This window comes from Actinomycetota bacterium, assembly GCA_019347675.1.
GTDB lineage: Bacteria > Actinomycetota > Nitriliruptoria > Nitriliruptorales > JAHWKO01 > JAHWKW01.
The window spans coordinates 1-25,407 of record JAHWKW010000023.1; the positions used below are offsets into that span (position 1 = coordinate 1).

The window sequence follows — 25,407 nt, forward strand, 5'->3', positions numbered from 1 at the left end:
TGGCCAGCCACGACGTCTCGACCGCCTCCAGCCGGTTGCGGGCACGACGCAGCTGCTTGACCGCCCCGGGCAGGTCGCCGGGATGGATCGTCTCCGGGTCGATGGCGGCCACGCCGGCCACGGCGGCATCGAGGCCGGCCAGCACCCCCGCCACGTCCACGTCCACGTCGCCGGCCGGACCCGCGTCGGGGCGACCACCGCCGGCGGCGGTTGTGGCCGGCGCCCGCCCGTCGGACGCATACGCGGTCGTCGGCGTGGTCGTTGACGTGGTCGTTGGCCTGGTCGAGGCGGAGGTCAGCGTCAGCTGCTGGCGCGGGGTGGCCGCGTCCAGCTCGGTGTTGCCCTGGGTCATCGGTGTTGCCTGTCGCCGGTGCCCCCCGACGACTCCGAACGTACGTTCGATACGTTACTTGGCGTGCGCCGGCCTGTCAAGCAAGGTTTCCCCACATCGGGCCATCAACGCTGCGCTGCGCACGCCGGGGTGCTGCCTGACGGATGCTCGAGGGCCTGAATCAGCGTGTGCGTCTGATCATGCGACGCGCGTTCGGTTTGCACTCCGCCAAGGCCGCACTCGCGCTCGTGATGCTCTCCGCTGGCCTTCTCCATCTCACCCTGCCATGGGAGACCGAGCATGATCGCACCCACAATTTTAGCTCCACAGGCCTCACCGGAGGAGAGGATGAGCCGATGACATGAACGGACACACCTCCCACCGCGTCTTCTAGCTGGCTCAGGATGACGTCGCCCTCGCCGGCGTCAAGGTCGTTCGTCCCGTCGGGCGCTCCACCTGACCCCGGCTTCAGTCCGACGCCGACCCCAACTCCGCCGGAAGACGCCGTCGGAAGAAAGTCGGGGGTGGGGATTGACGATGGTCCCTGCACAGATAAGTCGGGTCACCTTCCTGAAACATCAATCGAACTTATGAACAAAACCGAGGTTCTAAGAGATCATGTCGAAGTATTCCTTGCGCGACAACTTGACGGATCGCGGTCCTCTCGTTTCTCGCTTCCGGCGCCGCTCGTTTCACCCTTCACGAAGCCGCCCCATCGACGGTCCGTCGATGGGGCGGCTTCGAAGGTGCTCCGTCTGCTCTTTGTCGGCTAGGCTGTGGTGGGCTCTTCTGGGCAGATTCCGTGCTTCTCTCCCAGGACCTCGACACAGGCCTCGATGTCAATCGGCGGAACCGCGATGTCGATCGTCTTATTCAGCGTCGCGCTCAGTCCTCCGAGCTTGACCGTATCCTCCTCGGCAAGGACCAGGAGGTCGCCCGCCCGGACCGTGATGTCGACGACGACGTCCTGTGGTTTGACGTCGCAAACGACGTTGATTCCGGTTCTCGTGCCGCCCTCGATTTCGGGCGACGCCCCGGGCTCGAGGAAATCAACCTCACACGCGGCCACCTTCTCCGTTTGCGCCTGTGAGACCGTGGTAAGACTGAAGAAGAGCGACGCCACGAGCGCCAGCCCCGTAACCAGGGCAAGGTTGCGTCGCGAGATTGCTTTTCTGAAGAGTGTCATCCCACCTTGCATGCGTTTTTCCTTTCGTGGTCAAGTTGAGGAGTGCTTTGTGACGGGCATGGCGGCGTCATGGTCGCCGAAGCCGGTCACTCCAGCGTCGTCGCTGCGTCACCACTGCGTCACCGCCCCCCATCGGCAGGAGGATTCGCCGGAAAGTTCGCGAAGGTGGGGTTCGGTCGTCGGGCGGCCCGGCCGTTGTTGGCTCAGACCGTGGGCTGACGGCCGCCGCTCAGGCTCCGAAGGTCGGCGAGCCAGGCGCGGATGGCGGCGCAGACCTCGTCGTCGTCGACCAGCACGACCTGCCGCCGGAGTGACGGATCATCGCCCACGACGGATTTGATCCGGACCCGTAGCGGCGCTCGAGGATCGTCCTCGAGCCAGGCGTTGAGGACGAGGATCGCAGTCGGCCCTCGACGCTCCTCCATGGCCACGACCCTTACACTCCGCCGTCACCGGGGCGTCACCTGCCATGCGGTGCGGCGGCTAGCTGCGGGCGGGCCATCCGCTGATCAGGTCGGTCAGCGCGTGCGACGGTGCCAGGCCGAGCTCCCGGCCGAGCAGCGCCTCGTAGGAGCGGTACTGGCGGATCGCCTCGTTGGGGTTTCCCTCGGCCATGTGCGCGCGAATGAGCGCCGCCTGCGCCGTCTCCCGTAGCGGCTCGCCCGCGACGCAAGCCAGGCCTGCTTCCACCGCCTCGGCGTGGCGGCCGGCCATGGACAGTCGGTGACACAACGCCTCGAGGGCGTGCAGCCGAAGCTGGCGGAAAGGCTCCTGTTCGACGATGACCCAGTCGTCGTACCAGTCGGGCAGGAGGTCGCCGCGGAGACTCGCGAAGTCAACGTTGACGAGGCTGTCAGCGCCATCCACGAGCCGACGCGCCAGTCCTTCGGCGTCGCGCAGATCCACCCGGACGGCGCTGCGCAGTTGCAGGTGCGTCGAAGTCGACGACACGATCTCCAGACCGGCCTGCTTGATGCGCCACAGCGCAGTCCGCAGATTCGCCCCGGCCCGATCCTCGGCCGCGTCAGGCCAGAGGGAACCGGCGACGTGCGAGCGCAGCCTGGGCCCGTGGTTGATGGCGAGGAACCCGATCAGGCGCTGAGCGCCTGGCTGCAGGGTGGCCACCTCGCTGCCGCATCGGACCTCGAAGTGGCGGATCAGTTGGACCCGGACCCGCCTCTCGACGACGGGGGCGTCGAGGAGAAGGGGACCTTTCAGCACACTGACGGACATCGACATTCCTTGCCCAGCCTTGGCTGCGAGTGCGCGATGTTACGACGCTTGATCACATATCAAGACGCGAGATGCGGAGATCGGGCTCTCCTGCGCTCGACAACCGGGAAGCTGACACTGTCGCCCGGAAACCCAAGCCCCCACCCCTTCCCACGGCTCATCGTGCGCCGGCTTGCTCGGAGGCCCCGTCGGGAAGCGCGGGCCGGGCAAGGCCACTGTACTTCAGACGGGGCGTCGACGGAAGCCAGCGTCCTAGACGTGATGAGCCGCGATCGCTCGGAACAACGACATCAGCGACGCCGCTCGGATCGAACTCGCCTAGTCTCGCCATCCCCTTTCAGGACGGACGGTCGTGGCCGAGACCTTCACCGCCGCGGAGCGGGACCTGCTCGCCCGCTACTTCACCGACCTCAACGGTGACGTGTTCGCGCTGACCGGCCTTCCTGAGGTCGTCAAGGGGGCGCTGTTCGCGCGGTACTCGCGGTCGTCGAAGAGCTTGCGGCGGCTCTTCCTGGATGAGTTCGCGCCCGGACTGACGGGCGACGACGGGTTCGCGCCCGGACTGACGGGCGACGACGGGTTCCCGCCCCGACCGACCAGCAACAACGCGCCTATGGCGGCGACAACCGAGCAGGGGATCGGGGTCGAGCGCGCCCAGCGGCTCTACGAGCGGGTCCTGACCGAGTACGGCGACGACTCGGTCGCTCAGCTCGGCGGGGCGCACGTCGCGGTGGAGCAGGCCTCCAACCTCCTGACCAAGCAGCTGGAGCGGGGTCGCCTGGCCGCCTACCTCGAGCAATCCACGAGGTACGTCGCGTACGACGACAAGCCGGGCGGGCGGTACCGCTACTACCGCGACCCCGACGTGCTCTCCGGCCGGCACGCCGCCGCCTACATCCGACAGCTCGACGCGATCTTCGACACCTACGCCACCCTCCTGCCGCAGATGCTGGACTGGGTGCGCACCCGGTACCCGCCGACCGACGCTGCCAGCGAGCGGGCGTGGCGCTCGGCGACCAAGGCCAAGGCCCTCGACCTCCTGCGCGGGCTCCTGCCCGCTGCGACCACCAGCAACGTGGGGATCTTCGCCAGCGGGCAGGCGTACGAGGCGCTGCTGCTGCGCCTGCACGCCAGCGAGCTTGCCGAGGCCGGGACCTGCTTCGCCGCGCTGCTACGTGAACTGCGCAAGGTCATCCCGTCGTTCCTCACCCGGATCGACCGCCCCGACCGCGGTGGGGTGTGGAGCGCGTACCTGCGCGTCACCCGCGCGGACACCCGCAGCCTCGCCGACCACCTCCTCGGCGAGATCGCGCCCGACCCGGTCGAGGGGGTCACCCTCGTCGACTGGTCACCGCGGGACGCAGGCACCGCCGAGGTCCAGCTGGTCGCGGCGATGCTGTACCCACACGCCGACCTCCCCGAGGAACACCTGCTCGGGGTGGCCCGGAGAATGCGAGCCGACGAGCGCCGGCAGGTCATCGACGCCTACGTCGGCGAACGACGCAACCGCCGGCACAAGCCCGGCCGCGCCTTCGAGCGGCTGTGGTACCGCTTCGACGTGCTCGGCGACTACGGCGCGTTCCGCGATCTGCAGCGACACCGGATGCTCACCATCGACTGGCAGGACCTCACGACCCGCCACGGGTACGAGACGCCACCCGAGATCGAGGAGGCCGGTGTCGCCGACCGCTGGCACCAGGCACTCGAGCGGTCCGCCGCGCTGTACGAGCAGCTGCTGGACGACCACCCGGCGCAGGCACAGTACGCGGTCTGCTTCGCCTACCGCACGCGTTACGTGATGCAGCTCAACGCCCGCGCCGCGATGCACCTGATCGAGCTGCGGTCCTCGCCCCAGGGCCATCCCTCCTACCGGCGCGTCGTGCAGCAGATGCACCGGTTGATCGCGGACGTGGCCGGCCACACCGTCGTGGCCGATGCGATGGTCCACGTCGACCACGGCGGCGCCGAGCTGGAACGCCTCGACGCGGAGCGACGTGCCGACGCGCGCCGCCGGCAGCGCAACGTCGGGGCGAGGAGCTGAGGTGTGACCGGGCTCGGTTCGTCGCCGATCACGGGCGAGTACGACCGCGGGCGGCTGCTGGCACGTGCCCAACACGACTACAACGCCCAGGTGGCGATCGCCCACGGGTGGGCGGAGACGCTGACCCGGATGTGGGACAGCTTCGACGACGCCGAGCGGCGTGGTGCGGTTGCGCGGATCGAACAGGCCATCGGGCGGATCGATCGTCTCGCGACGGGGGTCTTCGCCGAGGCCCGCGCCGACGAGCTCGCCCGGACGGTGAGCGCCGCCCCGCTCGACGCCCGTATCGTCGTGGACCCCACCGGACACCGCGACCGGCGAGTGCGTTCGTTGCCCGACCGCCCGGTCCCGGTGCTCGCCGACCGCACCGTGCTGGGCATGCTGATCGATGACCTGGTGGCGGCCCAGCAGGCCGGCGCCCCGCCCGACACCATCACCGAGCTCGCCGTGGAAACGACCGGCGACCGCGTCGAGCTGGTGGTGCGCACACCCGGTGGTCAGCCGTCCCCGCCGATCGACGCCGACGACCCGCTCGGCCACTCGTCGCACCCGACCGCGGTGTTGCGACTGTTGGCGTCGCGCGTCCTGGCTGACGCGATCGGCGCCGAGCTGATCGTGTGCCATGACGGCGCCGCTGCGGTCGCCACGGTGCAGCTGGCCCGCGTCCCCTAACGGCCGTGCGTGCTGTCGTCGGACGACGGCGGTGGTCCGGCGGGGGCCGACAGGGCCTTGGCTAGGATGGGGGCCAAACCCGCGACGGAGCACGCCATGGCCACGCCGCACTTCGGTCGGGTCGTCACCGCGATGGTCACGCCCTTCCGCGACGATCTGTCGCTCGACCTGGACGGGGCGACACGCCTGGCACGCCACCTGATCGAGCACGGCACCGAGACGATCCTGCTGTCGGGCACCACCGGCGAGAGTCCCACCCTGGACGGCGACGAACAGCTGGAGCTCCTCCAGGCGGTCAAGGACGCGGTGGCAGACGGCGGCCAGGTCATCGTCGGCACCGGGACCAACGACACCGCCAAGACCTGCGCATCCACGGACAAGGCGACCGCGGCCGGAGCGGACGGGGTGCTCGTGGTCACCCCCTACTACAACAAACCCGACCAGCGCGGCCTGCTGCAGCACTTCCGAGCCGTGGCGGCCAGCACCGACCGTCCCGTGCTGCTGTACGACATCCCCGGTCGGACTGCGCGCGAGATCGCCGTCGCAACGCTCGTTGAGCTCGCCGAGGTCGACAACATCGTCGGTGTGAAGGACGCGACCCTGGACCTGCAGAAGACCGGGGCGGTGGCGGCGCAGGCGCCCGACGGGTTCCAGATCTACAGCGGCCAGGACTCGCTGAATCTCCCGATCCTCGCGGTGGGCGGAGTGGGTTTCGTCTCGGTCGCCGCTCACCTGGTCGGACCGGAGCTGGCCGACCTCGCCACGTCGTTCGAGTCCGATCCGGTCAAGGCCCGCGAGATCCACCTGCGGCTGATGCCGTTGTTCCAGGCGTTGTTCGCCGATCCCAACCCGGCTCCGCTCAAAGCGATCCTCGCGGACCTGGGACTGCCCGCCGGTCCGGTCCGTCCGCCACTGGCGCCGGCACGCGAGTCCACTCTCCAGGCACTGCGCGACGCGCTCGACCACGCGGGCATCCCCCGCGACCGCGGCTGACGCAGGCCATGCCCACCCATCCGCCGGTCGTCATCACGTTCCTGGGCGGCGTCGGCGAGATCGGGCGGAACATGGCCACCATCGAGGTCGACGACCGCCTCGCGGTGATCGACGTCGGCGTCACGTTCCCCACCGACGACCACCCCGGCGTGGACCTGATCCTCCCCGACTGGGCGTGGTTGCGCCAACGAACCGACGCGGTCGACGCGGTCTTCCTCACCCACGGACACATGGACCACATCGGGGCGTTGCCGTACTTCCTCGACGAGTTCCCGAACGTGGCCATCTACGGCACGCGCCTCACGATCGCGTTCGTCGAGGCCCTCCTCGAAGAGCACCCCCAGCACGCCCAAGCCGACCTGCGTGAGATGCGGCCCGGAGACCTCGTCCACCACGGCCCGTTCCGGGTCGAGGTCATCCCCACGACCCACTCCATCCCCAACAGTGCCGCGCTGGCGTTCCGCACACCCCACGGGCTGGTGCTGCACTCGGGGGACTTCAAACTCGATCAGACCCCGATCGACGGGCGGGTCACCGATCTGGCGCAGCTGTCGCGGCTCGGCGACGAGGGGGTGACGCTGCTGCTGGCCGACTCGACCAACGCCGACCACCCCGGCCACGTCCCCACGGAACGGCTGGTGGGCCCCACCATCCGCGACGCCATCGCGGCGGCCGACGGCCTGGTCGTGGTCGCGTCGTTCGCGTCGCACGTCCACCGGGTGCAGCAGGTGCTCGACGCCGCCGCCGAGCTCGGTCGCCGCCCCGTGTTCGTGGGTCGGTCGATGGTGCGCAACATGCACCTGGCCGCGGAACTCGGCGAGCTGGTCTACGACACCCACCTCGAGCTCGATCTCGACGACGTCGGCGAGTACGACCGGTCAGAGCTCGTGGTGATCTGCACCGGGAGCCAGGGCGAGCCCTACTCGGCACTGTCGCTGATGGCGTCCGGTGACCACAAGCAGATCTCCGTCGGCGACGGGGACCTGGTGATCCTCGCGTCCAGCCTGATCCCCGGGAACGAGAGGGCGGTGTTCCGCTCGATCAACGGCCTGGTCCGCCGCGGCGCGAGGGTCGTCCACCAGGGGATCGCGCAGGTGCACGTGTCGGGTCACGCGGCACGCGACGACCTGATGCTCTACCACAACGTCCTCCAGCCGCGTTCCGTGGTCCCCGTCCACGGCGAGTACCGCCACCTCGTCGCCCACCGCGACGTGGCGATCGCCACTGGCTGCGACCCCGACAACGTGCTCGTCTGCGAGGACGGCGACACGGTCATCGTCTCGAACCACACCGTCCGGCGCGGCGACCCGGTCACCTCTGGCCAGGTGCTCCTCGACGGTCTCCTGCTCGACGTGGGCCCGACCGTGCTGCGCGACCGGCGACGCCTGGGCGAGGAGGGCATCTGCATCTGTCTGGTCACGATCGACCCGCACCGCGGCACCCTGGTGGGCGAGCCGACCGTCATCCAGCGCGGCGTCATCGACGACGAGGCGGACACGTCCCTGATAGACGGCGCTCACAAGTCCGTCCTGGCGGAACTCGCTGGACCGGCGGCAGGCAAGTACCACGACGTCCAAGCCATCCAGCGGCACGTCGTCCAGGCTCTGGCCACCTACTGGCGGGCCCAGACCGGCCGTCGACCGGTCACGATGCCGCTGGTGGTCGAGATCTGATCCAGGGGAGGAAGCGATGAAAGCCGTCCGGCTGCACGCCTACGACGAGCGTCCTCAGGTCGAGGAGGTCGCCGAACCGCAGATCACCAACCCGTTCGATGTGATCGTTCGCATCGGCGGGGCGGGGCTGTGCCGCACGGACTGGCACATCATCGAGGGCCAGTGGCGCGACAAGACCGGCATCGAGCTGCCGTACACGCTCGGCCACGAGAACGCCGGCCGGGTGCACGAGGTGGGCAGCGCCGTGGAACACATCCAGGTCGGCGATCCCGTCATCGTCCACCCGCTGAAGACCTGCGGTTTCTGCTTGGCGTGCCGATCCGGGGACGACATGCACTGCGACAACTCCGCCTTCCCCGGGATCGACACCGACGGTGGGTTCGCCGAGCTGCTCAAGACCACCGCCCGCGCTGTGGTCACGTTGCCGGCCACGTTGGAACCCAAGGACGTGGCAGCGCACGCCGACGCTGGACTGACCGCCTACCACGCCGTGAAGAAGGCGTCCCGGATGCTGTCGCCGGGTACCAGAGCCGTGATGATCGGCGCCGGGGGGCTCGGCCACATCGGGATCCAGGTCCTGCGCGCGCTGAGCGCCGCGGAGATCATCGTGGTCGACAAACGCGCCAGGACCCTCGACCTGGCGTTGCGGTGGGGCGCCGACCACACCGTCCTGGCCGACGGAACCCAGGTCGAACAGGTCAACGACCTCACCGACGGCCACGGCGCCGAGGCCGTCATCGACTTCGTCGGGGAGTTCGGGGCCGTCGAAGACGGGGTGGCGATGCTGCGACCGCACGGACGGTACTACGTGGTCGGCTACGGCGACAGCCTCAAGATCCCGCTGATCGACGTGATCTCGACCGAGGTCAGCTTCGTCGGCAACCTCGTGGGCACCTACGTGGATCTGGTCGAGCTGATGACGCTGGCCGCGGCGGGCACCGTGACGCTGCACACCAACGAGTACCCGCTGGAGGCCTTCGACGACGCGCTCAGCGACCTCGTCGAAGACCGCATGCAAGGCCGCGGCATCTTGGTCCCGGCGGGCGCCGCGGCCTGAGCAGCGGCTGCGGCCGAGGCGGGTGCTGGCCGGGTCTTGGTCCAGCGCGGCCCGCATCGGGCGGTGCTCCCATCACCGTGGTGGAACTACACGGTTGTTCCTTCGTGTTGCACGTGGCACCCTGTGTTGCTCGAGGCAACCGGATTTGCGCGACGTCGAGGGGGACACGTGCCCACCACCACACGCACGCGGAAGCGGCAGGGGTCGTCGCGTCCGTCGGGCAAGGCCGCGGACCGTTCCGGACGTGCTCGCCGCGGTCGGCCGCGTCGCGGCGGTCCCGGCGCGGCCGCGCGCCTGACCCGTTGGGTCAAAACCAGCCTCGGCGACCAGCGCGACGACGTCTACGGCGTCGGTCTCGTCCTGGTCGGGGTCCTGGCGGGCCTGGGCATGTACGCCGGTCAGGCCGGGGTGGTGGGCGCCACCGTCGATGCCCTGATGCGGGGGCTGTTCGGGGTCGTGGGCTACGCCGTCCCCCCCCTGCTGGTCTACGCCGGGTCCCAGCTGGTGATCGACGGTGCGGCCAAGGAGCGTGGTCGGCGCGCGATCGGTGTCGCTCTGCTGGCGGCGGCCGTCCTGGCCGCGTGGCACCTGTCCCGGGGGGTGCCGCCACCCACCGGCGGGTACCGGGCGCTGTGGTCGGCGGGCGGCCTGGTCGGCTGGGCGTTGGCCCGGCCCCTGCAGCTGGCGGTCGGGATGTGGGGGGCGGCGGCGGTGTGCGCCGCCACCGGTCTCCTCGGCGGGTTGATCTTCACCAAGACCCCCGTCCACGCTGTCGGCCGGAAAACCGTCCGTACGGGGCGTTGGGTGCGCGACCGCGTGTCCGACGTCGCGCGCGAGGCCCGATCGGGACGCGGCCACACGGTCGACGTCACCGTCTCGGACGCGCCGAGCGGCGCTGACGACCAGGCGCCGGACGACGTCGTCGAACGGGCCGTGCTGAAGCTCACTGAAGACACCACCTCGGGCGCAGACCTGGCCGATGCGGACCCGACCGCGCCGACGACCCCCCCCGCGACCGCCCAGTCGGACGCCCCGCCGCAGACCCGACCGCGCCGTGCTACGCCGATCGAGCCACCCCGCGACGGCTGGGAGAGCTACCTCCTGCCTCCCCTCGACCTGCTCCGCAGCGGGAAGGCCGCCAGCCAAGCCGCGGCCCACCGGCACGTGCAGGCGCAGGCCCGCGCCTTGCAGCACACCTTCGAGCAGTTCGGCGTGGACGCGGTCGTCGCCCGTACCTCGCGCGGCCCGACGGTGACCCGGTTCGAGGTCGAGCTGGGGCCGGGGGTGCAGGTGCGCAAGGTCGTCGGCCTCGGTGATGACATCGCCTACGCCCTGGCTGCCCCCGACGTCCGGATCGTCGCGCCGATCCCGGGCAAGTCCGCGATCGGGGTGGAGGTCCCCAACCGTGACCGTGACCTGATCACTCTGCGTGACATCCTCGACAGCGACGAGGCGCGCCGCGATCCGCACCCGATGCGGGTCGCGTTCGGCGTCGACATCGCCGGTCAGCCGGCGTTGGCAAACCTCACCACCATGCCGCACCTGCTGATCTCGGGCGCGACGGGGGCCGGCAAGTCCGTGACCCTCAACGCGATGATCGCGTCGGTGGTGCTGCGGGCCCGTCCCGATCAGGTCCGCATGATCCTGGTCGACCCGAAGCGCGTGGAGCTCAACCACTACGAGGGCGCCCCGCACCTGCTCTCGCCGGTGATCACCGACCCCAAGCGCGCAGCCATGTCGCTGGAGTGGGTCGTGAAGGAGATGGAACAGCGGTACGAGACGCTGGCACACCTCGGCTTCCGCAACATCGACGCCTACAACGACGCGGTCGCGGCCGGGGCGCTGGCGGATGGGCCCACGCCCGGCAGCGGTGCGCAGGCGGCGAATCACCGGCACATGCCGTACATCCTGGTTGTGATCGACGAGCTCGCCGACCTGATGTTGGTCGCGCCGCGCGACGTCGAAGAGGCGATCTGCCGCATCGCGCAGATGGCCCGCGCCGTCGGTATCCACCTGGTGATCGCCACGCAGCGGCCGTCGGTGGACGTGATCACCGGCCTGATCAAGGCCAACATCCCGTCACGGCTGGCCTTGGCGGTGGCCTCGCAGACCGATTCGCGGACGATCCTCGATCAGGCGGGCGCCGAGAAGCTGGTCGGGCTGGGTGACATGCTGTTCCTACCGTCGAACCAGGGCAAGCCGGCGCGGCTACAGGGCTGCTTCGTGTCCGAAGCCGAGATCGACGCGGTCGTCGAGTTCTGCAAGACCCAGCGTCACGCCGACTACGTCGACGGGGTTCAGCAGGGCGCCACGGTCGACGTCGACGACGTCGACCTGTCAGAGGTGTCAGCCGACGATGACGACGAGGTGCTGGTGCTGAAGGCGATGGACCTGGTCGTGCGCTCCGGCTTGGGGTCCACGTCGATGCTGCAGCGCAAGCTCCGGATCGGGTTCGCGCGGGCCGGGCGACTGATGGACGAACTCGAGCAGCGGGGTGTCGTCGGCCCGTCCGAGGGATCCAAGGCCCGTGACGTGCTGATGGCCGTGGAGGAGTTGGACACGTTGCAGGAAGGGCGGGTCTGAGCGGCGTCTGCTAACGCGGCCGCCACGAGCCGTCGGCCTGCGACCGCTCGCCGCGGAGCTGCTTCAAGGCGTTGGCGCCCGCAGCGACGACGCCCAGGCCAACCAAGCCGAGGAAGACCAGGCCCAGGATGTCCTGGGGATCGGTGAGGTCCAACGGGAACGGGGACTTATCGTCGCCGTCTTCCTCGCCGCCTTCCTCGCCGCCTTCCTCGCCGCCTTCCTCGCCGCCGGCCTCGCCGCCGCCTTCCTGCCCGCCCTGAGCTCCGGGGCTCGCCTCGCCGCCAGGGGACTGCGCCTCGGTCGCGGACGCGGGAAGGACCACCAACGCCGCAGCTGCCAGCATGACGGCAGCGAGAAGCCTTGCGGTTGCCAGCAGGCGACGCATGACCGGGCAGGCTAGCAGCGCGGGTAGCCTGTCCGAACGCGACGGCGTTCGCCGAGCGCCGCCCGACTGCCCGTTGCCGACTGCCCGTTGCCCCACTGTCCGTTGCCCGACTGCGGGCTGGATGATCGAGCGCGACAAAGGTGGCCAGCCGACGGCGAAGGGACCATCGTGGCTTTTCAGCCCGACGAGATCGCGGGGGCGGCCGCGCGATTGCGGCAGGACACGGTCGCACTCCTCGACGACCTGGCCACCGAGCAGCTCGACCAAGAGGCACTGCCGGGGTGGTCGGTGGCGGACGTCTTCCGCCACTTGGCAGAGAGAGACCGCAGCATCGTGCTCGGCAAGCACCTGCTCGACTTCCTGCCCGGCGCGTCTCCGACCGACCTCCAGCGTGGCAACGACCGAGCGCTGCAACGTCTGCGTGGCGCCTCCCGTTACCAGCTGCGGGAGGAACTACAGGTCTGGGGTCGCCGGCTGCAACGCCTGGTCGGGGCCGTCCCGCGGCCGCTGGCTCGCCTGCAGATCCCCACCATGTTCGGGACGGTGAGCATCGGCTGGTTCGCGACGACGCGGCTGTACGACGAATGGGTGCATCAGGACGACGTGCACCGGGTCGTTGGCGGCGACCAGCCACCGATGGACCGCCGGCTGCGCGAGCTGCTGGCTCACTTCCATCTCGCGGCCCTGCCTGCCCAGCCGCTGCGGTCGGTCGCCACCGGCGACGGGGTCGTCGAGGTGACCTTCACGGACGCGCCCCGCCGCCCGACGTGGCGTTTCGACCTGGGCGAGCGCCGATTCGGCCCCCGGGTCACGGCCGAACCGACCGTCCACATCCGCTGCGACGTGGCGACGTGGTGCCTGATCGCTGCGGACCGCATCGAGTGGGAGGACGCCGAGTCTGGCGGCGACCTACGCCTCGACGGTGACGACCGTGCGGCAGCGACCGCGGTCCTGGATGCGGTGCGAGTCGTCTGACGGCATCCGCGGCTTCGTCCCGGCTGTCGCGTACGCTCCGCGCGGAGGAGAGCCGTGTCGATCGGGATCGGCGACGCCCTGCGGGGCGCACGCGAGGAGCAGGGACGCACGATCGAGGAGGCGTCCCGGGCGACCCGTGTCCGCGGCGACTACCTACGAGCGCTGGAGGACGAGGATTTCGCCCGGCTCGGGGGGGACGTCTACGCCAAGGGTTTCCTGAGCGCGTACGCCCGCTTCCTCGGACTGGATCCCGATCCCCTCCTGGAGCGCTACCGGCAGCAGGTCGAGCGGACCGGGTACGACGCGCACGAGCTGGTGGTGCACCCCGTCGCCAAGCCACCACGCCAGGGCCTGCCGAACTGGGTGGTTTGGGCCGCGGTATCGGTGACTGTGCTGCTAGCCGCGCTCGCTGTCGTGGGTCTGGTCGGCGGCCGCACCCCGCAGCGCGCGATGCAACCCGAGCCGGCCGCGACCGCGTCGCCGACCACGAACGGCGCGGGCGAACCGTCGCCGACCGAGACGCCGAGCCCGACACCGTCGCCGACCCCGACCAGCGTTGACCTCACGATCCTCTACGAGGACCGATCGTGGACGCTGGTGCGTCTGGCAGGGCCGACCGGGCAGAAGGTGCTCGAGGAGACCGTCGAGGCCGGTCAGAACCGCTCGTTCGAACATCCGCAGGCCGTGTACCTGCACGTCGGCGACGCCGGTGCTGTCCGTCTGGTGCTCAACGGCGAGAACGTGGGCAGCCCCGGTCCTCGCGGCCAGATCTGGAGAGGTACCTGCACCAGCGAGGGTTGCCGCTCCCTGGAGGAGTCGACCCCGGCCGACGCTGCGCCTGGCCCCCGCGGGTAGGCTGGCATCGCCGGTTCCGGCAGGCCACCACGGGAGACCGCCCGCCCATGCCCGCTGTCCCGACCGTCGCGATCGTGACGCTGGGCTGTGCGCGAAACGAGGTCGACAGCGATCAGCTCGCCGGGTCGCTGGTCGACGCTGGGTACCGCCACGTCGACGATCCGCGCGGTGCCGACGTCGTGCTGGTCAACACCTGCACGTTCATCACGCCGGCGTCGCAGGAGTCGGTCGACACGGTGCTGGCCGCCTGCGACCTGAAAGAGGGTGGGACCCGGGCGGTTCTGGTCGTGGGCTGCATGGCGGAGCGGTACCGCGACGAGCTCGCCGCCGAACTCCCAGAGGCCGATGCCGTGGTGGGTTTCGGAGCCTACCCGCGACTGCCCCAGATCGTCGCCGACGTCCTCGCTGGCCGGCCCGTCGCGCGGTTCGCCGGCGCCGCCCCCAACGCCACGGCGCGCAACGCCACACGCTTGAGCGCAGCACGCCTCCCGCTACTCCCCGTGGACGGTTCGCGTCGCGGGTACCAGGCGCAAGACGCCTTGGACCGCATCCCGCCGAGCGGCCCACAGGCCTCGTTCCGGTCGTCGGGGGTCGATCGGCCGTGGGCCTACCTGAAGATCGCCAGCGGCTGCGACCGGGCGTGCACGTTCTGTGCCATCCCGTCGTGGCGTGGCCGGTTCCGTTCGCGCCCGCTCGCCGAGGTCGTCGCCGAAGCCGAGTGGCTGGTCGACCGTGGCGCACGGGAGCTGGTGCTGGTCAGCGAGAACACCACTTCGTGGGGCAAGGACCTGCCCGGCGGCCGGAGCCGGCAGGTCGCGCTGCTCGTGCGGCTGTCCGCTATCGACCGTCTGGAGCGGATCCGGCTGGTGTACCTGCAGCCAGCCGAGCTGCAACGGCCGCTGGTCGAAGCGATCGCGCAGCTGCCCAAGGTCGCCTCGTACTTCGACCTGTCGCTGCAGCACGTGTCCGCCGGTGTGCTGGCGCGCATGGCCCGCAGCGGGTCCTCGGGGCGCTGGCGTGCGCTGGTGGCCGAGGTCCGCGACCTGGACCCCGACGCGGTGTTCCGTTCGTCGTTCATCGTCGGTTTCCCCGGTGAGACCGACGCCGACCACCGCCAACTCATGACCTTCCTCGAAGACCAACGCCTGGACTGGGTCGGCCTGTTCGCGTTCAGCCCACAGGACGGAACGCCCGCCGCCGCGTTCACCGAGCAGGTCCCGGGGCACCTGGTCCACACCCGGCTGAACGAGCTCGTCGACCTGCAGGAGAGGGTCGCCGAGGACGCCGCACGCCGCTTCGTGGGTCGACGTCTGCGAGCCACCGTTGAGGGCGTCTTCGACGGCGTCTGCGTCGCGCGCTCGTACCGGGAAGCACCGGACACCGACGGCGACATCCGGTTGGTGGCAACCGACGGGGTCCCGGTGACCGTCCCGACCGGCCGCACGATCGGCGTGGACGTCGTCGCGGCCGACGGTGTGGATCTCGTCGCGATCCCACATCTGTCCGATGCCTGAGCAGCTGTCCGGCAACGGCGACGCCGACGCCGATCCCGGCGGTCACGTCGAGGTCGTCGGGTCGCACAACACCGGCGGTTCGCACCGGTCGGGCCTGTTCAACGCAGGGCAGCTGCGTTCCGAGCGGGCACGGCCCTGGTTGAACGTCCCGAACCTCCTCACCGGGCTGCGACTGCTGCTGATCCCGGTCATCCTGGGGCTACTGATCGTCGGATCGCACGTGGCGAGCTGGTGGGCGTTCGCCACGTTCGTCTTCGCGGCTCTCACCGACACCGTCGACGGCTGGGTGGCCCGCCGTTGGCACGGTGTCACGCGCTGGGGGCAGCTCGCCGACCCGATCGCCGACAAGCTCCTGATCATCGGAACGCTGTCGGCGCTGGCGGCGCTCAATCGGCTGCCGTGGTGGGCGGTGATCGTGATCGCGTTCCGCGAGGTGGGGGTGACGCTGCTGCGGGTCCGCCTGATCGAGCATCACGAGGCCGTCATGCCCGCCAGCAGGTGGGGGAAGGCCAAGACGCTGTCGCAGGTGATCGCGGTGGCCCTGTTCCTCCTGCCGGCCGTGGCCGAGATGATCCGGGTCACGGCCCTCTACATCGCCGTCGGCCTGACCGTCGTGTCCGGCATCGACTACGCGTTCCGTGCGGGTCGGCTGGTGCGGGACGAGGAGTCGGACGACGAGCCGTCGCAGTGAAGGCGGGGATCTGCTCGGTGGGGACCGAGCTGGTGATCGGCGAGACGACCGACACCAACGCCGCGTGGCTCGCCCGGCGGCTGGTCGAGGTGGGCGCCCAGATGACCGCCACCGTGACCGTCCCCGACGACCACGCCACGATCGTCGATGCGCTGCGCTGGCTCGTCGAGCGCTGCGACGCCGTCGTCGTCGGTGGGGGACTGGGTCCCACCCCCGACGACCTCACGCGTGCCGTCGTCGCCGAGGTGGCGGGCGTCGCGCTCGAACGGCGGCCCGACCTGGTGTCCGCCATCGAAGGTGTCTTCGCCCGCCACGGGGAACACATGGAGCCAGCCAACCTGCAGCAGGCCGACCTGCCGGCCGGAGCGACCGCGTTGGAACCGGTCGGAACCGCGCCGGGATTCACGGTCGAGGTTGCGCGCGGCGCGGGCCGGCCGTGCGTGGTGTACGCGGTCCCCGGCGTCCCCCACGAGCTGCGCGCCATGGTCGAACGCGATGTGCTCCCCGACCTGCTGCGACGGGGCGGAACCGTTGCGACGGTGAGCCGTACCGTGCACGTCACGGGGATGGGAGAGTCGGCGGTCGCCGAGGCCCTCGCGGAGGTCGTTGAGGCCGCCGAGCGTGTGCAGTTGGCGTTCCTGGCGGGACCCGACGATGTCCGCGTGAAGGTCACGGCGTCCGCCGACGATCCCGGGGCGGCTCAACGTCGCGTCGAGCCGGTCGTGCAGGAGGTCGTGCGTCGGCTCGGGGACCGTGTGGCGGGAGTTGACGAGGAGGACGTCGCGGAGCAGGTCGCGCGGCTGCTACGGTTGACCGGTCTGACCGTGGCGACCGCAGAGTCGTGCACCGCCGGCGGGGTCGCGGCCCGCCTGGCGCGGATCCCCGGCGCCAGCGACTTCCTCCGGGGCGGCCTGGTGGCCTACACCACCGACGTGAAGTCCGACGTGCTGGGCGTCCCGCAGACGGTGCTGGATGAGCACGGCCCGGTGGCCGCGCCGACCAGTGAGGCCATGGCGCGCCGTGTCCGCGAGCTGTTCGCTGCCGACCTCGGGGTCGCCGTGACGTGCGTGGCGGGACCGTCCCGACAGGGCGGACGCCCGGTCGGGACGGTGATCTGGGCGCTGGCCTGCCGCGACGGTGACGTGGATCACCGGGAGGTGCACCTGCCCGGCGACCGGGAAACCGTCGGCCTGCGCGCCACAGGGGCGGTGCTGCACGCACTCCGCCGGCACCTGGCGCAACGGGTCCATGCGTGGTCCGGCCTGTCGGACGGGCGCTGATGGCGCGGCGACTGTTCGTGGCCCTGACGGTCCCCCAGGAGGTGGCCGAGCCGCTCGACGGCGCCCTACGACCGCTGCGTGAGGCCCGCGACGACCTGGCCTGGACCCCACCGGCCAATTGGCACGTGACGCTGGCGTTCCTCGGGCAGGTCGCACGCGATCCCGGCGAGGTCGTCGACGCGCTCCGCCCGGTCGCCGCGGCGGCGCCGTCCGCGATCGGCTTGAAGCTGTCGCCCGCCGGCCGTTTCGGGCGGCGGGTCCTGTGGGTGGGGATCACCGACCAGCCCGCCGGGGTGGTCGCGGGGCTGGGACACTCGGCTCAGGCGGCACTCGCCGCGGCCGACCTGCCCGTCGACGACAAGGACGTCCATCCGCACCTCACGCTCGCCCGTGCACGCACACGGCGATCGGCAGGTGGGGTCGACGCCCGGCTGGTCGCCGCGGTCCCGGAGCTCTCGGCGATGTGGTCGGCGCACGACCTGGCGGTGATGGAGTCGGTGCGTGCCGGTCGCGGCCGGCCCAACCGTTACGACAGCCTCGCGCGGGTCGTGCTCGGCGCCTGAGGAGGGCTTGGCGTCTGGCTGGTCGGTGATCCGCTGCGGTCGCGGGCGGCGTCGCCGCCGGAGTCACGAGTTCCTCGCTCGTCGCCGATCTGCTGCAGAGCGTCGACCGTCTCGATCTCCTCACCGGGTGACGGTGGCTGTGGTCGCGGGACGGGCCGGGGCAGTGGCCGCCCTGTCGCGCGCAGCTCCGCCACCAGCGCCCACACCGCGTCAAACACCGCCTTGGTCTGCTGGGCGTCGTACAGCGCACCGTGTGCCTGGTCCTTGTCGTGCGCGACGCCCAGCGCCTCACACGTCCGCGCCAGGCTGCGGGGCGCCTCGGGTCCGGGAGCGATGAGCGGCAGGGCCAGCGTCTCGACGTCCAGCAGGTGGTGGTCCCAGGTGGCTTCCAGCCCCTGCTCGCGGCAGGCCTTCAGCATCTGACGGGCGTCGAAGTCGGGGACGGCCCCGACGATGACGGCACCACGCGCGTCCTCGAGGAACTGCGGCAGCCACTGCGAGGTCGGGGTCTTCTCCTGGTGCGCGATCCGTTCGTGGTACGCGGTCAGCTCCAACGCGGCCTCGTCGGCCCCATCCAGACTGTGCTCGCAGAAGAACCGCCGCTCGACCTCGGTGCCGTCCTCGAAGCGAGCGATCCACGCCACCTCCGTCAACTCGTGGCGGTCCAGGTCGAGGCCGGTCGCTTCGGTGTCCAGGAACACGAACCGGGTCGGGGTCACCGCGACCGGCCCGGGGGGCTCTGCGCCGGCGTGGTTGGTGAGCGTCGTGTCCGAGACGGTCATGGCGCAAGGCTCCTGGTGAACGCCACGGCACCGTAGCGCCGCCTCTACGTCGTCGCCCCGTCACGCCCGTGGGTGCTTGCAACGAACGCATGTTCGTCTAGGGTGCGCCGCACCTTGTCGCTGTGGACGGCGAGCATATGACCAGCAGGCGACGGCTCACTCGACGGCTCACGTCGACGGCTCACGTCGACGGCTCACGTCGACGGCTCACTCGACGGCTCACCTCGACGGCGCACGTCGACGGCTCACGTCGACGGCTCAAGTCCACAGCCAGACAGCGACGGATGCGTGGGGATGTCGCAGCCGGCGCGTACCGTCCGCACATCACCGCTGCGTTGAAGGACAGGCGGCCTGGAGCCGACCGGAACGGAGGCACCCGTGGAGCGCGAGAAGGCCCTGGAGCTGGCCCTCAGCCAGATCGAGAAGCAGTTCGGGAAGGGGGCGCTGATGCGCCTCGGCGCCGACCAGCAGGTCAAGGCCGACGCCATCCCCACCGGGGCACTGTCGCTGGACCTGGCCTTGGGCATCGGTGGCCTGCCGCGTGGTCGGGTGGTGGAGATCTACGGACCGGAATCGAGCGGGAAGAGCAGCCTGGCGCTGCACTGCATCGCCGAGGCGCAGAAGCTCGGCGGCATCGCCGCGTTCATCGACGCCGAACACGCCCTCGACCCGGTCTACGCCCGCGCGATCGGCGTGGACATCGACGAGCTGCTGGTCTCCCAGCCGGACACCGGCGAGCAGGCCCTCGAGATCGCCGACATGCTGGTCCGGTCGGGCGCGATCGACATGATCGTGATCGACTCTGTCGCGGCTCTGGTCCCGCGCGCTGAGATCGAAGGCGAGATGGGCGACTCGCACGTCGGCCTGCAAGCACGGCTGATGAGCCAGGCGCTGCGGAAGCTGGCGGGGAACCTCAACCGGTCGCGGACGTGCTGCGTCTTCATCAACCAGCTCCGCGAGAAGATCGGCGTGATGTTCGGATGTATGAGTTGGGACACGCGTGTGACCCTCGCTGACGGCTCGCGGGAGTTCATCGGCAAGATCGTCGACAACGAGCTGCCGGTCGAGGTGCTGTCCTACGACCCCGACATCGGACGGATCGTCGGCAGGAAGGTCACCGGCTGGTTCAACAACGGTCGGACCGACGAGTTCCTGCGGTTCACCGTCGCGAAGGGCCAAGGCAACGGCCGGTCGCAGTTCGCGTGCACGCCTAGCCACTCGATCATGACGCCTGGTGGCTGGCGGGAGGCTCACGAGCTCGTCGTCGGGGACCGGGTGATCCAGTCGGTCCCGCACTACCTGTCCGACCTCCAATGGCAGGTCCTGCTCGGGGGCCTCATGGGCGACAGCACGCTCTCGCCGGCGCACAGTGGCCACGGCACTCGCCTGCGCTGGGGACACGGCGCGGAACAGGTCGAGTACGGGGACTGGAAGGCGTCACTCTTCGCGAACTTGCGTCCCCGCAGAACGAAGAACGAACGTGGAGCCGTCTTCTACGACGTCCAGCCGTTACCGGAACTCGTGGAACTGCGTCAGGCGCTCGACTTCGGCGGCAAGAAGGTCTTGAACCACGACTACCTGAAGCGCCTGACGCCTCTGTCGCTGGCGATCTGGTACATGGACGCTGCGACCTTCACGTTGCGAACGCAAGGAAACCAGGTTGGCTCTGGCGCGGACCGTGGGCGATCGGAGATCTGCGTCGAGGTGATGGAACCAACGTCGCGGCGACGGCTGGTCGAGCAGCTGCGCGACACCTGGGGCATCCAACCCAAGCTGATCGACCGTGGCGGCAGAGCGGTCCTTGAGTTCACCCAGAACGAGACCGCGAAGCTCCACGCGCTCATCGCTCCGTTCGTGTATCCCTCGATGGAGCACAAGCTCCTGCCGACGTACCGAGGTCGGTTCGCGGTCGAGCCCGTGTTCGCAGAGATGCGGTACGAGCCGACGCCCATGCCGATCACCAAGATCGAGCGCAGAACACCGATGAACGGTCGGCCACACCGTTTCGACATCCAGGTCGAGGGCAGCCACAACTACTTCGTGGACGGCGTGATGGTCCACAACAGCCCCGAGACCACCCCGGGGGGGCGGGCGCTGAAGTTCTACTCATCGGTGCGGCTCGACGTGCGACGCATCGAGTCGTTGAAGGACGGCCAGGAGTTCGTTGGGAACCGTGTCCGCGTCAAGGTGGTGAAGAACAAGGTGGCATCCCCCTTCCGTCTGGCCGAGTTCGATCTGCTCTACGGGGAGGGGATCTCCAAGGAAGGCTCGATCCTCGACGTGGGCGTGGACAGCGGCGTCGTCAAGAAGGCCGGTGCCTGGTACCAGTACGAGGGTGAGCAGCTCGGTCAGGGACGGGAGAACGCCCGCCAGTTCCTCAAGGAGAACGACGACATCGCGCGCGAGATCGAGAAGAAGGCCAAAGAGGCGCTGGGACTGGTGCAGGTGGTCTCCGAGGAACCAGCTGAGGATCCCGGCGACGCCACGAGCTGACGCCGACCACCGACAGGCAGGCACGATGAGCGCCTCCGACGAGCAGCCGTTCCCCGACGCCGAGCAGTGGCTCACGGCCCGTGGGGTGAGACGGGAACCGATCGGCGTGGGGCTCCCCGGCCCCGACGCGGACAGGGCCGACCCGGCGCGTGAGCAGCGGCCGTCGGGTGCATCACGCGGAGGACTCGAGCTCGAGGTGGCTCGAGCCGTCGCGTACGCCCGACGGGCGACCGCGCAGGCGCCCAAGTCGGAGGCGCGGCTGCAGCAGGCGTTGCGGCGGCGCGGCTACGCTCCAGCCGCCATCGAGGTCGCGCTGCAACGCTGCCGGGAACGCGGCATCGTCGACGACCGTGCGTTCGCCGAGGGCCTGGTCGGTGAGGGTCGGCGCAGAGGTCATGCGCCGCGACGGATCCGCGTCACGCTCGAACGGCGAGGCATCGCCGAAGAGGCGATCCAGATCGCGCTCGCCGCGATCGGCGACACCGACCCCGAAGCCGCCGCGTACGCGGTCGCTCACAAGCGGGCCGCGGAGCTACAGGGCGTGGACACCGAGGTCGCGTACCGGCGGTTGTTGGGCTACCTCGCGCGCCGCGGCTACCACGAGGCGCTGGCCCGGAAGGTCGCGCGGCAGGCGCTGTTCAACGACCGCGAGCGCACGACCCAACGCTGACCCGCACTCATTGGCCGAGCCTGTTGCGGGCGTGGTCGGCAGGCTCGTCATCCAGCCACGCGCGTTCCTCGAGCGCGTCGATGAACGTCCGGTAGGCGCCGACGAAGCGCTCGGTCGCCTCGGGGCGGGGCTCGAACACCGCCCGGATGCGCACCATGTCACCAGCGGTGTCCTGGATCGAGCCGCCGTCGGCAGCCGCCAGCAGCGCCATCCCCAACGCCGCCTCGGTGTGTTCGGGAACCTGCACCGTCCGTCGTAGGACGTCCGCGCGGAGCTGGGACCAGTAGTCGCTCCCTGCTGCGCCCCCGACGAACCGCACCGCACCCCCGGTGGGCGCGCCGAGTCGGTCGACCTCGTCGAAGCACAGCCGCTCCACGAACGCAACCCCTTGCAGGAGAGCCGCGTAGAGGTCGACCTCGTCCACCGGCTCACCGAGCACGAGGCTCTCCGCATCGGGTGCCTCGAACGGGAACCGCTCACCTTCCGATACCAGCGGGTAGGCGACGACCGTGGCGGGCTCCCGCTCGGAGGCGCGGGCGTCGAGCGCCGCCAGATCGCGCTCCCCGAACCTCTCGGTCAGAACCCCTGCACCGGCGTTCGACGCCCCCCCGGGCAACCAGCGTCCGTCCAGCGACCGGTGGCAGTACAGCCCCCCGGTCGGAGATCTCAGCAGCTCCTCCGAGACGCCCTTGAGCACCAGCGTGGTGCCCAGCGCAGACGTCCAGTCGCCGACGGACAGCGCCCCGCCGGCGAGTTGCGCGGCGCACCCGTCGGTCATGCCGGCGACCACGGGGATGCCCTGCGGCATGCCGGTCTGTGACGCAGCGTCCGCGCCGACGGCACCCAGTCGGGATCCGGGAGGGACGACGTCCGGCATGACCTCGTGGGGGATCCCGAGCCGGTCGAGCACGTCCCACGGCCATTCGTCAGCCAGCAGGTCGTATCCGCTCTTGAGCGCATGGCTCGTGTCGGTCGCGACCGGATGGCCGATCAGCCGCCCGGTGATCACGTCAGCCTGATGGCCCAGGCGGACCTCAGATGGCCGTTCGGCGTGCTCGCGGAGCAGCCACACCAGCTTCGGTAGCCCCCAGGTCGACTGCATCGGGTAACCCAGCGACGCCCACACCGGCGCGCCGGCCTCGCGCACCCGTTCGGCGTCGTCGCCGGCGCGGGCGTCGTCGTACATGACGCTCGCGGTGATCGGCCGCCCGGTGCGGTCGGTGAGCAGGATCGACCCGGACGTCGCGCACACCGCGATGGCCTGGATGCGCTCGGGGTGGATGCCCCGCAACGCGGCGCGGGACGCCGAGACGACAGCCTGCCACCACCCGTCAGGGTCCTGTTCGTGGCGTCGGCCGTCGCGGCGACTGGTCAATCCAGCGGCGCCATCGCCGACAACCTCTCCGGCCAAGGTCACCGCCAGCACCTGCGCGCTCTGCGTCCCCACGTCGCAGCCCACCCACAGCTGGTCGTCCGTGGGACGCAGAGCTGGTCGATCGCTCACTGCGGGTCACGCACCTGCACGTCCACGCTCCGAGCCCGGCGTGTCAGTTCATCTTCGCGCGTGCTGCGCGGGCGACCGCGGCCATCGTGGCCAGCTCCGGGCCTCCGGCCTCTGCGGCGGTGTCCACGTCGCCGGCCACCTCGGTGAGGTAACCCTCGAGGCTCTCGGCCGACTGGCGGTACCGGCCGAGCTGCGCGAGCAGCTGTCCGGTGACCAGCACGTCGTCAGGGCCGCTACCGGGCAGCCGTCTTCTGAGCTCGACCGTCCAAAGGGCACCCCGGGCGTCGCCGTGGTGCAGATACGCGTGTGTCAGCTCGTTGAGGAGGCGCCGGATCACGCTCGTCGCCGGCGCCGGTCGCAGCATCGCCCGGGCGAACTCGACGTGCCCGTCGGTGGCTGCCTCGACCCGTTCGGCGATCATCTCGTCGTCGAGGATGACGCCGTCTTCGAACGGGTCGACCACCGCTGGCCGGGTGGCGCGACCTTGGGGTGCGCCGCCGCCAACCCCGACGAGGAGGGGCCCCGGGGTGTCCACCGGGAAGACCCGCAGCCCCACACGTCGCCCGACCGCGATGTAGACGGTCCCCAGGGCCGTTCGTGTCCCTCGCCGGCGTTCGAGCACGGACGTCAGGAGCGCGTTGCGGGCGTCGTGAGCGGCGGCGGGATCGCCCGTGAACCCCACGTCGGCGGTGAGGTAGCCCGACAACGCCTGCGCGTCGGCGGTCGCCGCCTCGATGGTCGCCCCCCAGCCGAGCGGTTCGTAGCGGCTGTGCGGCAGCAACCCGGCGGCGAGGTCGTCAGCCAGCGCGTCGATGCGGGCCAGCGCCGCCTCGACGTCGAGGTCGGGTTGCGCTTCGACGCAGCACAGCAACGCCGCCTCGGCCAGATCGCAAGCTGGGTCGCGGACGATCGTGGCCAGCCGGTCCCGGGAGGCCTCAGACATGGCCTCACGGTACCCGCAGCGGCCTGTACCCCCACCGTCTCGCCGTGGGGGTACAGGCGGTGGGACCGCTACTGGACGGTGATGGTGATCTCGTCCGTGGCGTCGAACGCGATGTGCTCGTTGGTGCTCGCCTGGAGGCACAGGGTGTGTTCCCCAGGCTCGAGCTCGATCTCCGTTGTGCTCGCGCCGTCACCGAAGTGCAGGTGCTGCTCGTCTTCGGGGATCTCCTGCCCTGGGGTGACGCAGCCCACGTCCACCATGATGTGGAAGTGTCCCGTGTCTTCCCGCGCTTCGGCGACCGGCCCGATCAGGATCCCCGTCGACTGCATCTGCACCCGCACCGGGCTCGTCACCGTGGCGCCGTCCACGGGGTCGGCGAACGAGACACTGACCTCGTCAGTCGCCTCCGTCGCGGCGGTCGGCACGGGGCCCGGCGTCTGCTCAAGCCCCGGCTCGTCCTCACCCCCGCACGCACTGACCACCAGCACCGCCCCCGCGAGGACGACCGGACGCCACCACCTGCGCTGCTTCATCTCAACCTCCGTCTGTCGACCGACCGTCTTTCGAGGGACCGGGGAGGATAGTCGCTTCAGAACCGCACCGGGGGGATGCACCCCGTGCGTCAATCCTCCCCGTGGATCCGCGTCGCGTCGAAGACCGGACCGACCATGCACACCGTCACGACGTCGGGGCGGAGCGCGCCGTCGACCATCACGAGGTCGCCGGCTTCCGCGACGACCTGCCCGTCGGGGCCGACCAGACGCACCGGCTCGAACTCGACCCGGTAGCCCTGCGGCCACGACGGCTGCACGCGGTCGGCCTCCACCGTGGACCGCCCCACATCGACATCCAGCCACGCGCACCCGCCTTCCAGCTGGGCGTCGCCGCCCAGCGTGCCGACCAGGTCGGCGGTCGGCTCGGCTGCGCCGCCACACGCCGCGACCCAGAGCGCCAGGAGCACGATCAGAGAGACGGTTCGCATA

At 70.4% G+C, this 25,407-nt stretch carries 23 protein-coding genes and 1 pseudogene; 14 read left to right on the forward strand and 10 right to left on the reverse strand.

Translation table 11 applies throughout. From position 1 onward, the window contains the following. The 4 genes from KY462_13970 to KY462_13985 all read right to left on the reverse strand — a co-directional run. Nucleotides 1-352: hypothetical protein (locus tag KY462_13970; GenBank protein MBW3578817.1), on the reverse strand; the 352-nt coding region annotated here is incomplete at its 3' end. Between the two features lie 748 nt (nucleotides 353-1,100). Continuing rightward, entirely contained in the window at nucleotides 1,101-1,529 is a 429-nt protein-coding gene (locus KY462_13975) for a hypothetical protein (GenBank protein MBW3578818.1), read from the reverse strand. Between the two features lie 191 nt (nucleotides 1,530-1,720). After that, on the reverse strand, nucleotides 1,721-1,942 hold the full coding sequence (locus KY462_13980) for a hypothetical protein (protein MBW3578819.1): 222 nt from the start codon (nucleotides 1,940-1,942) through the stop codon (nucleotides 1,721-1,723). Between the two features lie 58 nt (nucleotides 1,943-2,000). Beyond that, nucleotides 2,001-2,750 (reverse strand): bacterial transcriptional activator domain-containing protein, encoded by a 750-nt coding sequence (locus tag KY462_13985; protein MBW3578820.1) that lies wholly within the window; start codon nucleotides 2,748-2,750, stop codon nucleotides 2,001-2,003. Nucleotides 2,751-3,102: 352 nt separating this feature from the next. Here KY462_13985 and KY462_13990 point away from each other — a divergent pair, with 352 nt between their 5' ends. From KY462_13990 to KY462_14015, 6 genes are all read left to right on the forward strand, one after another. Then, nucleotides 3,103-4,791, forward strand: a complete 1,689-nt coding sequence (locus tag KY462_13990) for an FAD-dependent thymidylate synthase (GenBank protein MBW3578821.1) — start codon at nucleotides 3,103-3,105, stop codon at nucleotides 4,789-4,791. A 3-nt stretch (nucleotides 4,792-4,794) separates the two neighbouring features. Further along, nucleotides 4,795-5,463, forward strand: a complete 669-nt coding sequence (locus tag KY462_13995; GenBank protein ID MBW3578822.1) for a hypothetical protein — start codon at nucleotides 4,795-4,797, stop codon at nucleotides 5,461-5,463. A 96-nt stretch (nucleotides 5,464-5,559) separates the two neighbouring features. Beyond that, nucleotides 5,560-6,456, forward strand: coding sequence for a 4-hydroxy-tetrahydrodipicolinate synthase (gene dapA / locus KY462_14000; protein MBW3578823.1), 897 nt, complete (start codon nucleotides 5,560-5,562; stop codon nucleotides 6,454-6,456). A gap of 8 nt (nucleotides 6,457-6,464) precedes the next feature. Continuing rightward, a complete protein-coding gene (locus KY462_14005; GenBank protein MBW3578824.1) occupies nucleotides 6,465-8,129 on the forward strand; it encodes a ribonuclease J in 1,665 nt (554 codons plus the stop codon). 16 nt (nucleotides 8,130-8,145) lie between these two features. Beyond that, nucleotides 8,146-9,186 (forward strand): NAD(P)-dependent alcohol dehydrogenase, encoded by a 1,041-nt coding sequence (locus tag KY462_14010; protein ID MBW3578825.1) that lies wholly within the window; start codon nucleotides 8,146-8,148, stop codon nucleotides 9,184-9,186. Nucleotides 9,187-9,354: 168 nt separating this feature from the next. Then, complete coding sequence (locus KY462_14015; protein MBW3578826.1) at nucleotides 9,355-11,769, forward strand: DNA translocase FtsK; 2,415 nt, start codon at nucleotides 9,355-9,357, stop codon at nucleotides 11,767-11,769. 10 nt (nucleotides 11,770-11,779) lie between these two features. On the opposite strand, the gene KY462_14020 is transcribed toward KY462_14015, so the two are convergent. Further along, on the reverse strand, nucleotides 11,780-12,112 hold the full coding sequence (locus KY462_14020) for a hypothetical protein (GenBank protein ID MBW3578827.1): 333 nt from the start codon (nucleotides 12,110-12,112) through the stop codon (nucleotides 11,780-11,782). A 210-nt stretch (nucleotides 12,113-12,322) separates the two neighbouring features. Between KY462_14020 and KY462_14025 the strand changes: the two genes are divergently transcribed. From KY462_14025 to thpR, 6 genes are read left to right on the forward strand one after another with little or no spacing between them, the layout of a single operon-like run. Beyond that, nucleotides 12,323-13,129 (forward strand): maleylpyruvate isomerase N-terminal domain-containing protein, encoded by an 807-nt coding sequence (locus tag KY462_14025; protein ID MBW3578828.1) that lies wholly within the window; start codon nucleotides 12,323-12,325, stop codon nucleotides 13,127-13,129. 54 nt (nucleotides 13,130-13,183) lie between these two features. Next, complete coding sequence (locus KY462_14030; protein MBW3578829.1) at nucleotides 13,184-13,984, forward strand: DUF4115 domain-containing protein; 801 nt, start codon at nucleotides 13,184-13,186, stop codon at nucleotides 13,982-13,984. 47 nt (nucleotides 13,985-14,031) lie between these two features. Next, entirely contained in the window at nucleotides 14,032-15,498 is a 1,467-nt protein-coding gene (gene rimO, locus KY462_14035; protein ID MBW3578830.1) for a 30S ribosomal protein S12 methylthiotransferase RimO, read from the forward strand. Next, nucleotides 15,491-16,189, forward strand: coding sequence for a CDP-diacylglycerol--glycerol-3-phosphate 3-phosphatidyltransferase (gene pgsA, locus KY462_14040; protein MBW3578831.1), 699 nt, complete (start codon nucleotides 15,491-15,493; stop codon nucleotides 16,187-16,189). The genes rimO and pgsA overlap by 8 nt, the downstream gene beginning before the upstream one ends. 17 nt (nucleotides 16,190-16,206) lie before the next feature. Beyond that, the gene (locus tag KY462_14045) at nucleotides 16,207-17,469 is read left to right on the forward strand and encodes a CinA family nicotinamide mononucleotide deamidase-related protein (protein MBW3578832.1); all 1,263 of its coding nucleotides are present in this window, start codon (nucleotides 16,207-16,209) and stop codon (nucleotides 17,467-17,469) included. Further along, complete coding sequence (thpR, locus tag KY462_14050) at nucleotides 17,469-18,032, forward strand: RNA 2',3'-cyclic phosphodiesterase (protein MBW3578833.1); 564 nt, start codon at nucleotides 17,469-17,471, stop codon at nucleotides 18,030-18,032. Before KY462_14045 ends, thpR begins: the two co-directional genes overlap by 1 nt. Here the strand turns inward: thpR and KY462_14055 are convergent. Continuing rightward, nucleotides 17,996-18,814 (reverse strand): 3'-5' exonuclease, encoded by an 819-nt coding sequence (locus KY462_14055; GenBank protein ID MBW3578834.1) that lies wholly within the window; start codon nucleotides 18,812-18,814, stop codon nucleotides 17,996-17,998. The two genes, thpR and KY462_14055, sit on opposite strands and share 37 nt — an antisense overlap. Nucleotides 18,815-19,195: 381 nt before the next feature. Between KY462_14055 and recA the strand changes: the two are divergent. Both recA and KY462_14065 read left to right on the forward strand, forming a co-directional pair. Then, a pseudogene (gene recA / locus KY462_14060) lies at nucleotides 19,196-21,307 on the forward strand (recombinase RecA). A gap of 25 nt (nucleotides 21,308-21,332) precedes the next feature. Further along, entirely contained in the window at nucleotides 21,333-21,977 is a 645-nt protein-coding gene (locus KY462_14065; GenBank protein ID MBW3578835.1) for a recombination regulator RecX, read from the forward strand. Between the two features lie 7 nt (nucleotides 21,978-21,984). On the opposite strand, the gene KY462_14070 is transcribed toward KY462_14065, so the two are convergent. The 4 genes from KY462_14070 to KY462_14085 form a co-directional block, all read right to left on the reverse strand. Next, on the reverse strand, nucleotides 21,985-23,442 hold the full coding sequence (locus KY462_14070) for a carbohydrate kinase (GenBank protein MBW3578836.1): 1,458 nt from the start codon (nucleotides 23,440-23,442) through the stop codon (nucleotides 21,985-21,987). A gap of 82 nt (nucleotides 23,443-23,524) precedes the next feature. Next, nucleotides 23,525-24,424, reverse strand: a complete 900-nt coding sequence (locus tag KY462_14075) for a transglutaminase-like domain-containing protein (protein ID MBW3578837.1) — start codon at nucleotides 24,422-24,424, stop codon at nucleotides 23,525-23,527. Nucleotides 24,425-24,492: 68 nt separating this feature from the next. Continuing rightward, nucleotides 24,493-24,957: a DUF4399 domain-containing protein gene (locus tag KY462_14080; GenBank protein ID MBW3578838.1), complete on the reverse strand. Its 465-nt coding sequence runs from the start codon at nucleotides 24,955-24,957 to the stop codon at nucleotides 24,493-24,495. Nucleotides 24,958-25,046: 89 nt separating this feature from the next. Continuing rightward, nucleotides 25,047-25,406 (reverse strand): hypothetical protein, encoded by a 360-nt coding sequence (locus tag KY462_14085; protein MBW3578839.1) that lies wholly within the window; start codon nucleotides 25,404-25,406, stop codon nucleotides 25,047-25,049. Between the last annotated feature and the right edge of the window lies 1 nt (nucleotide 25,407).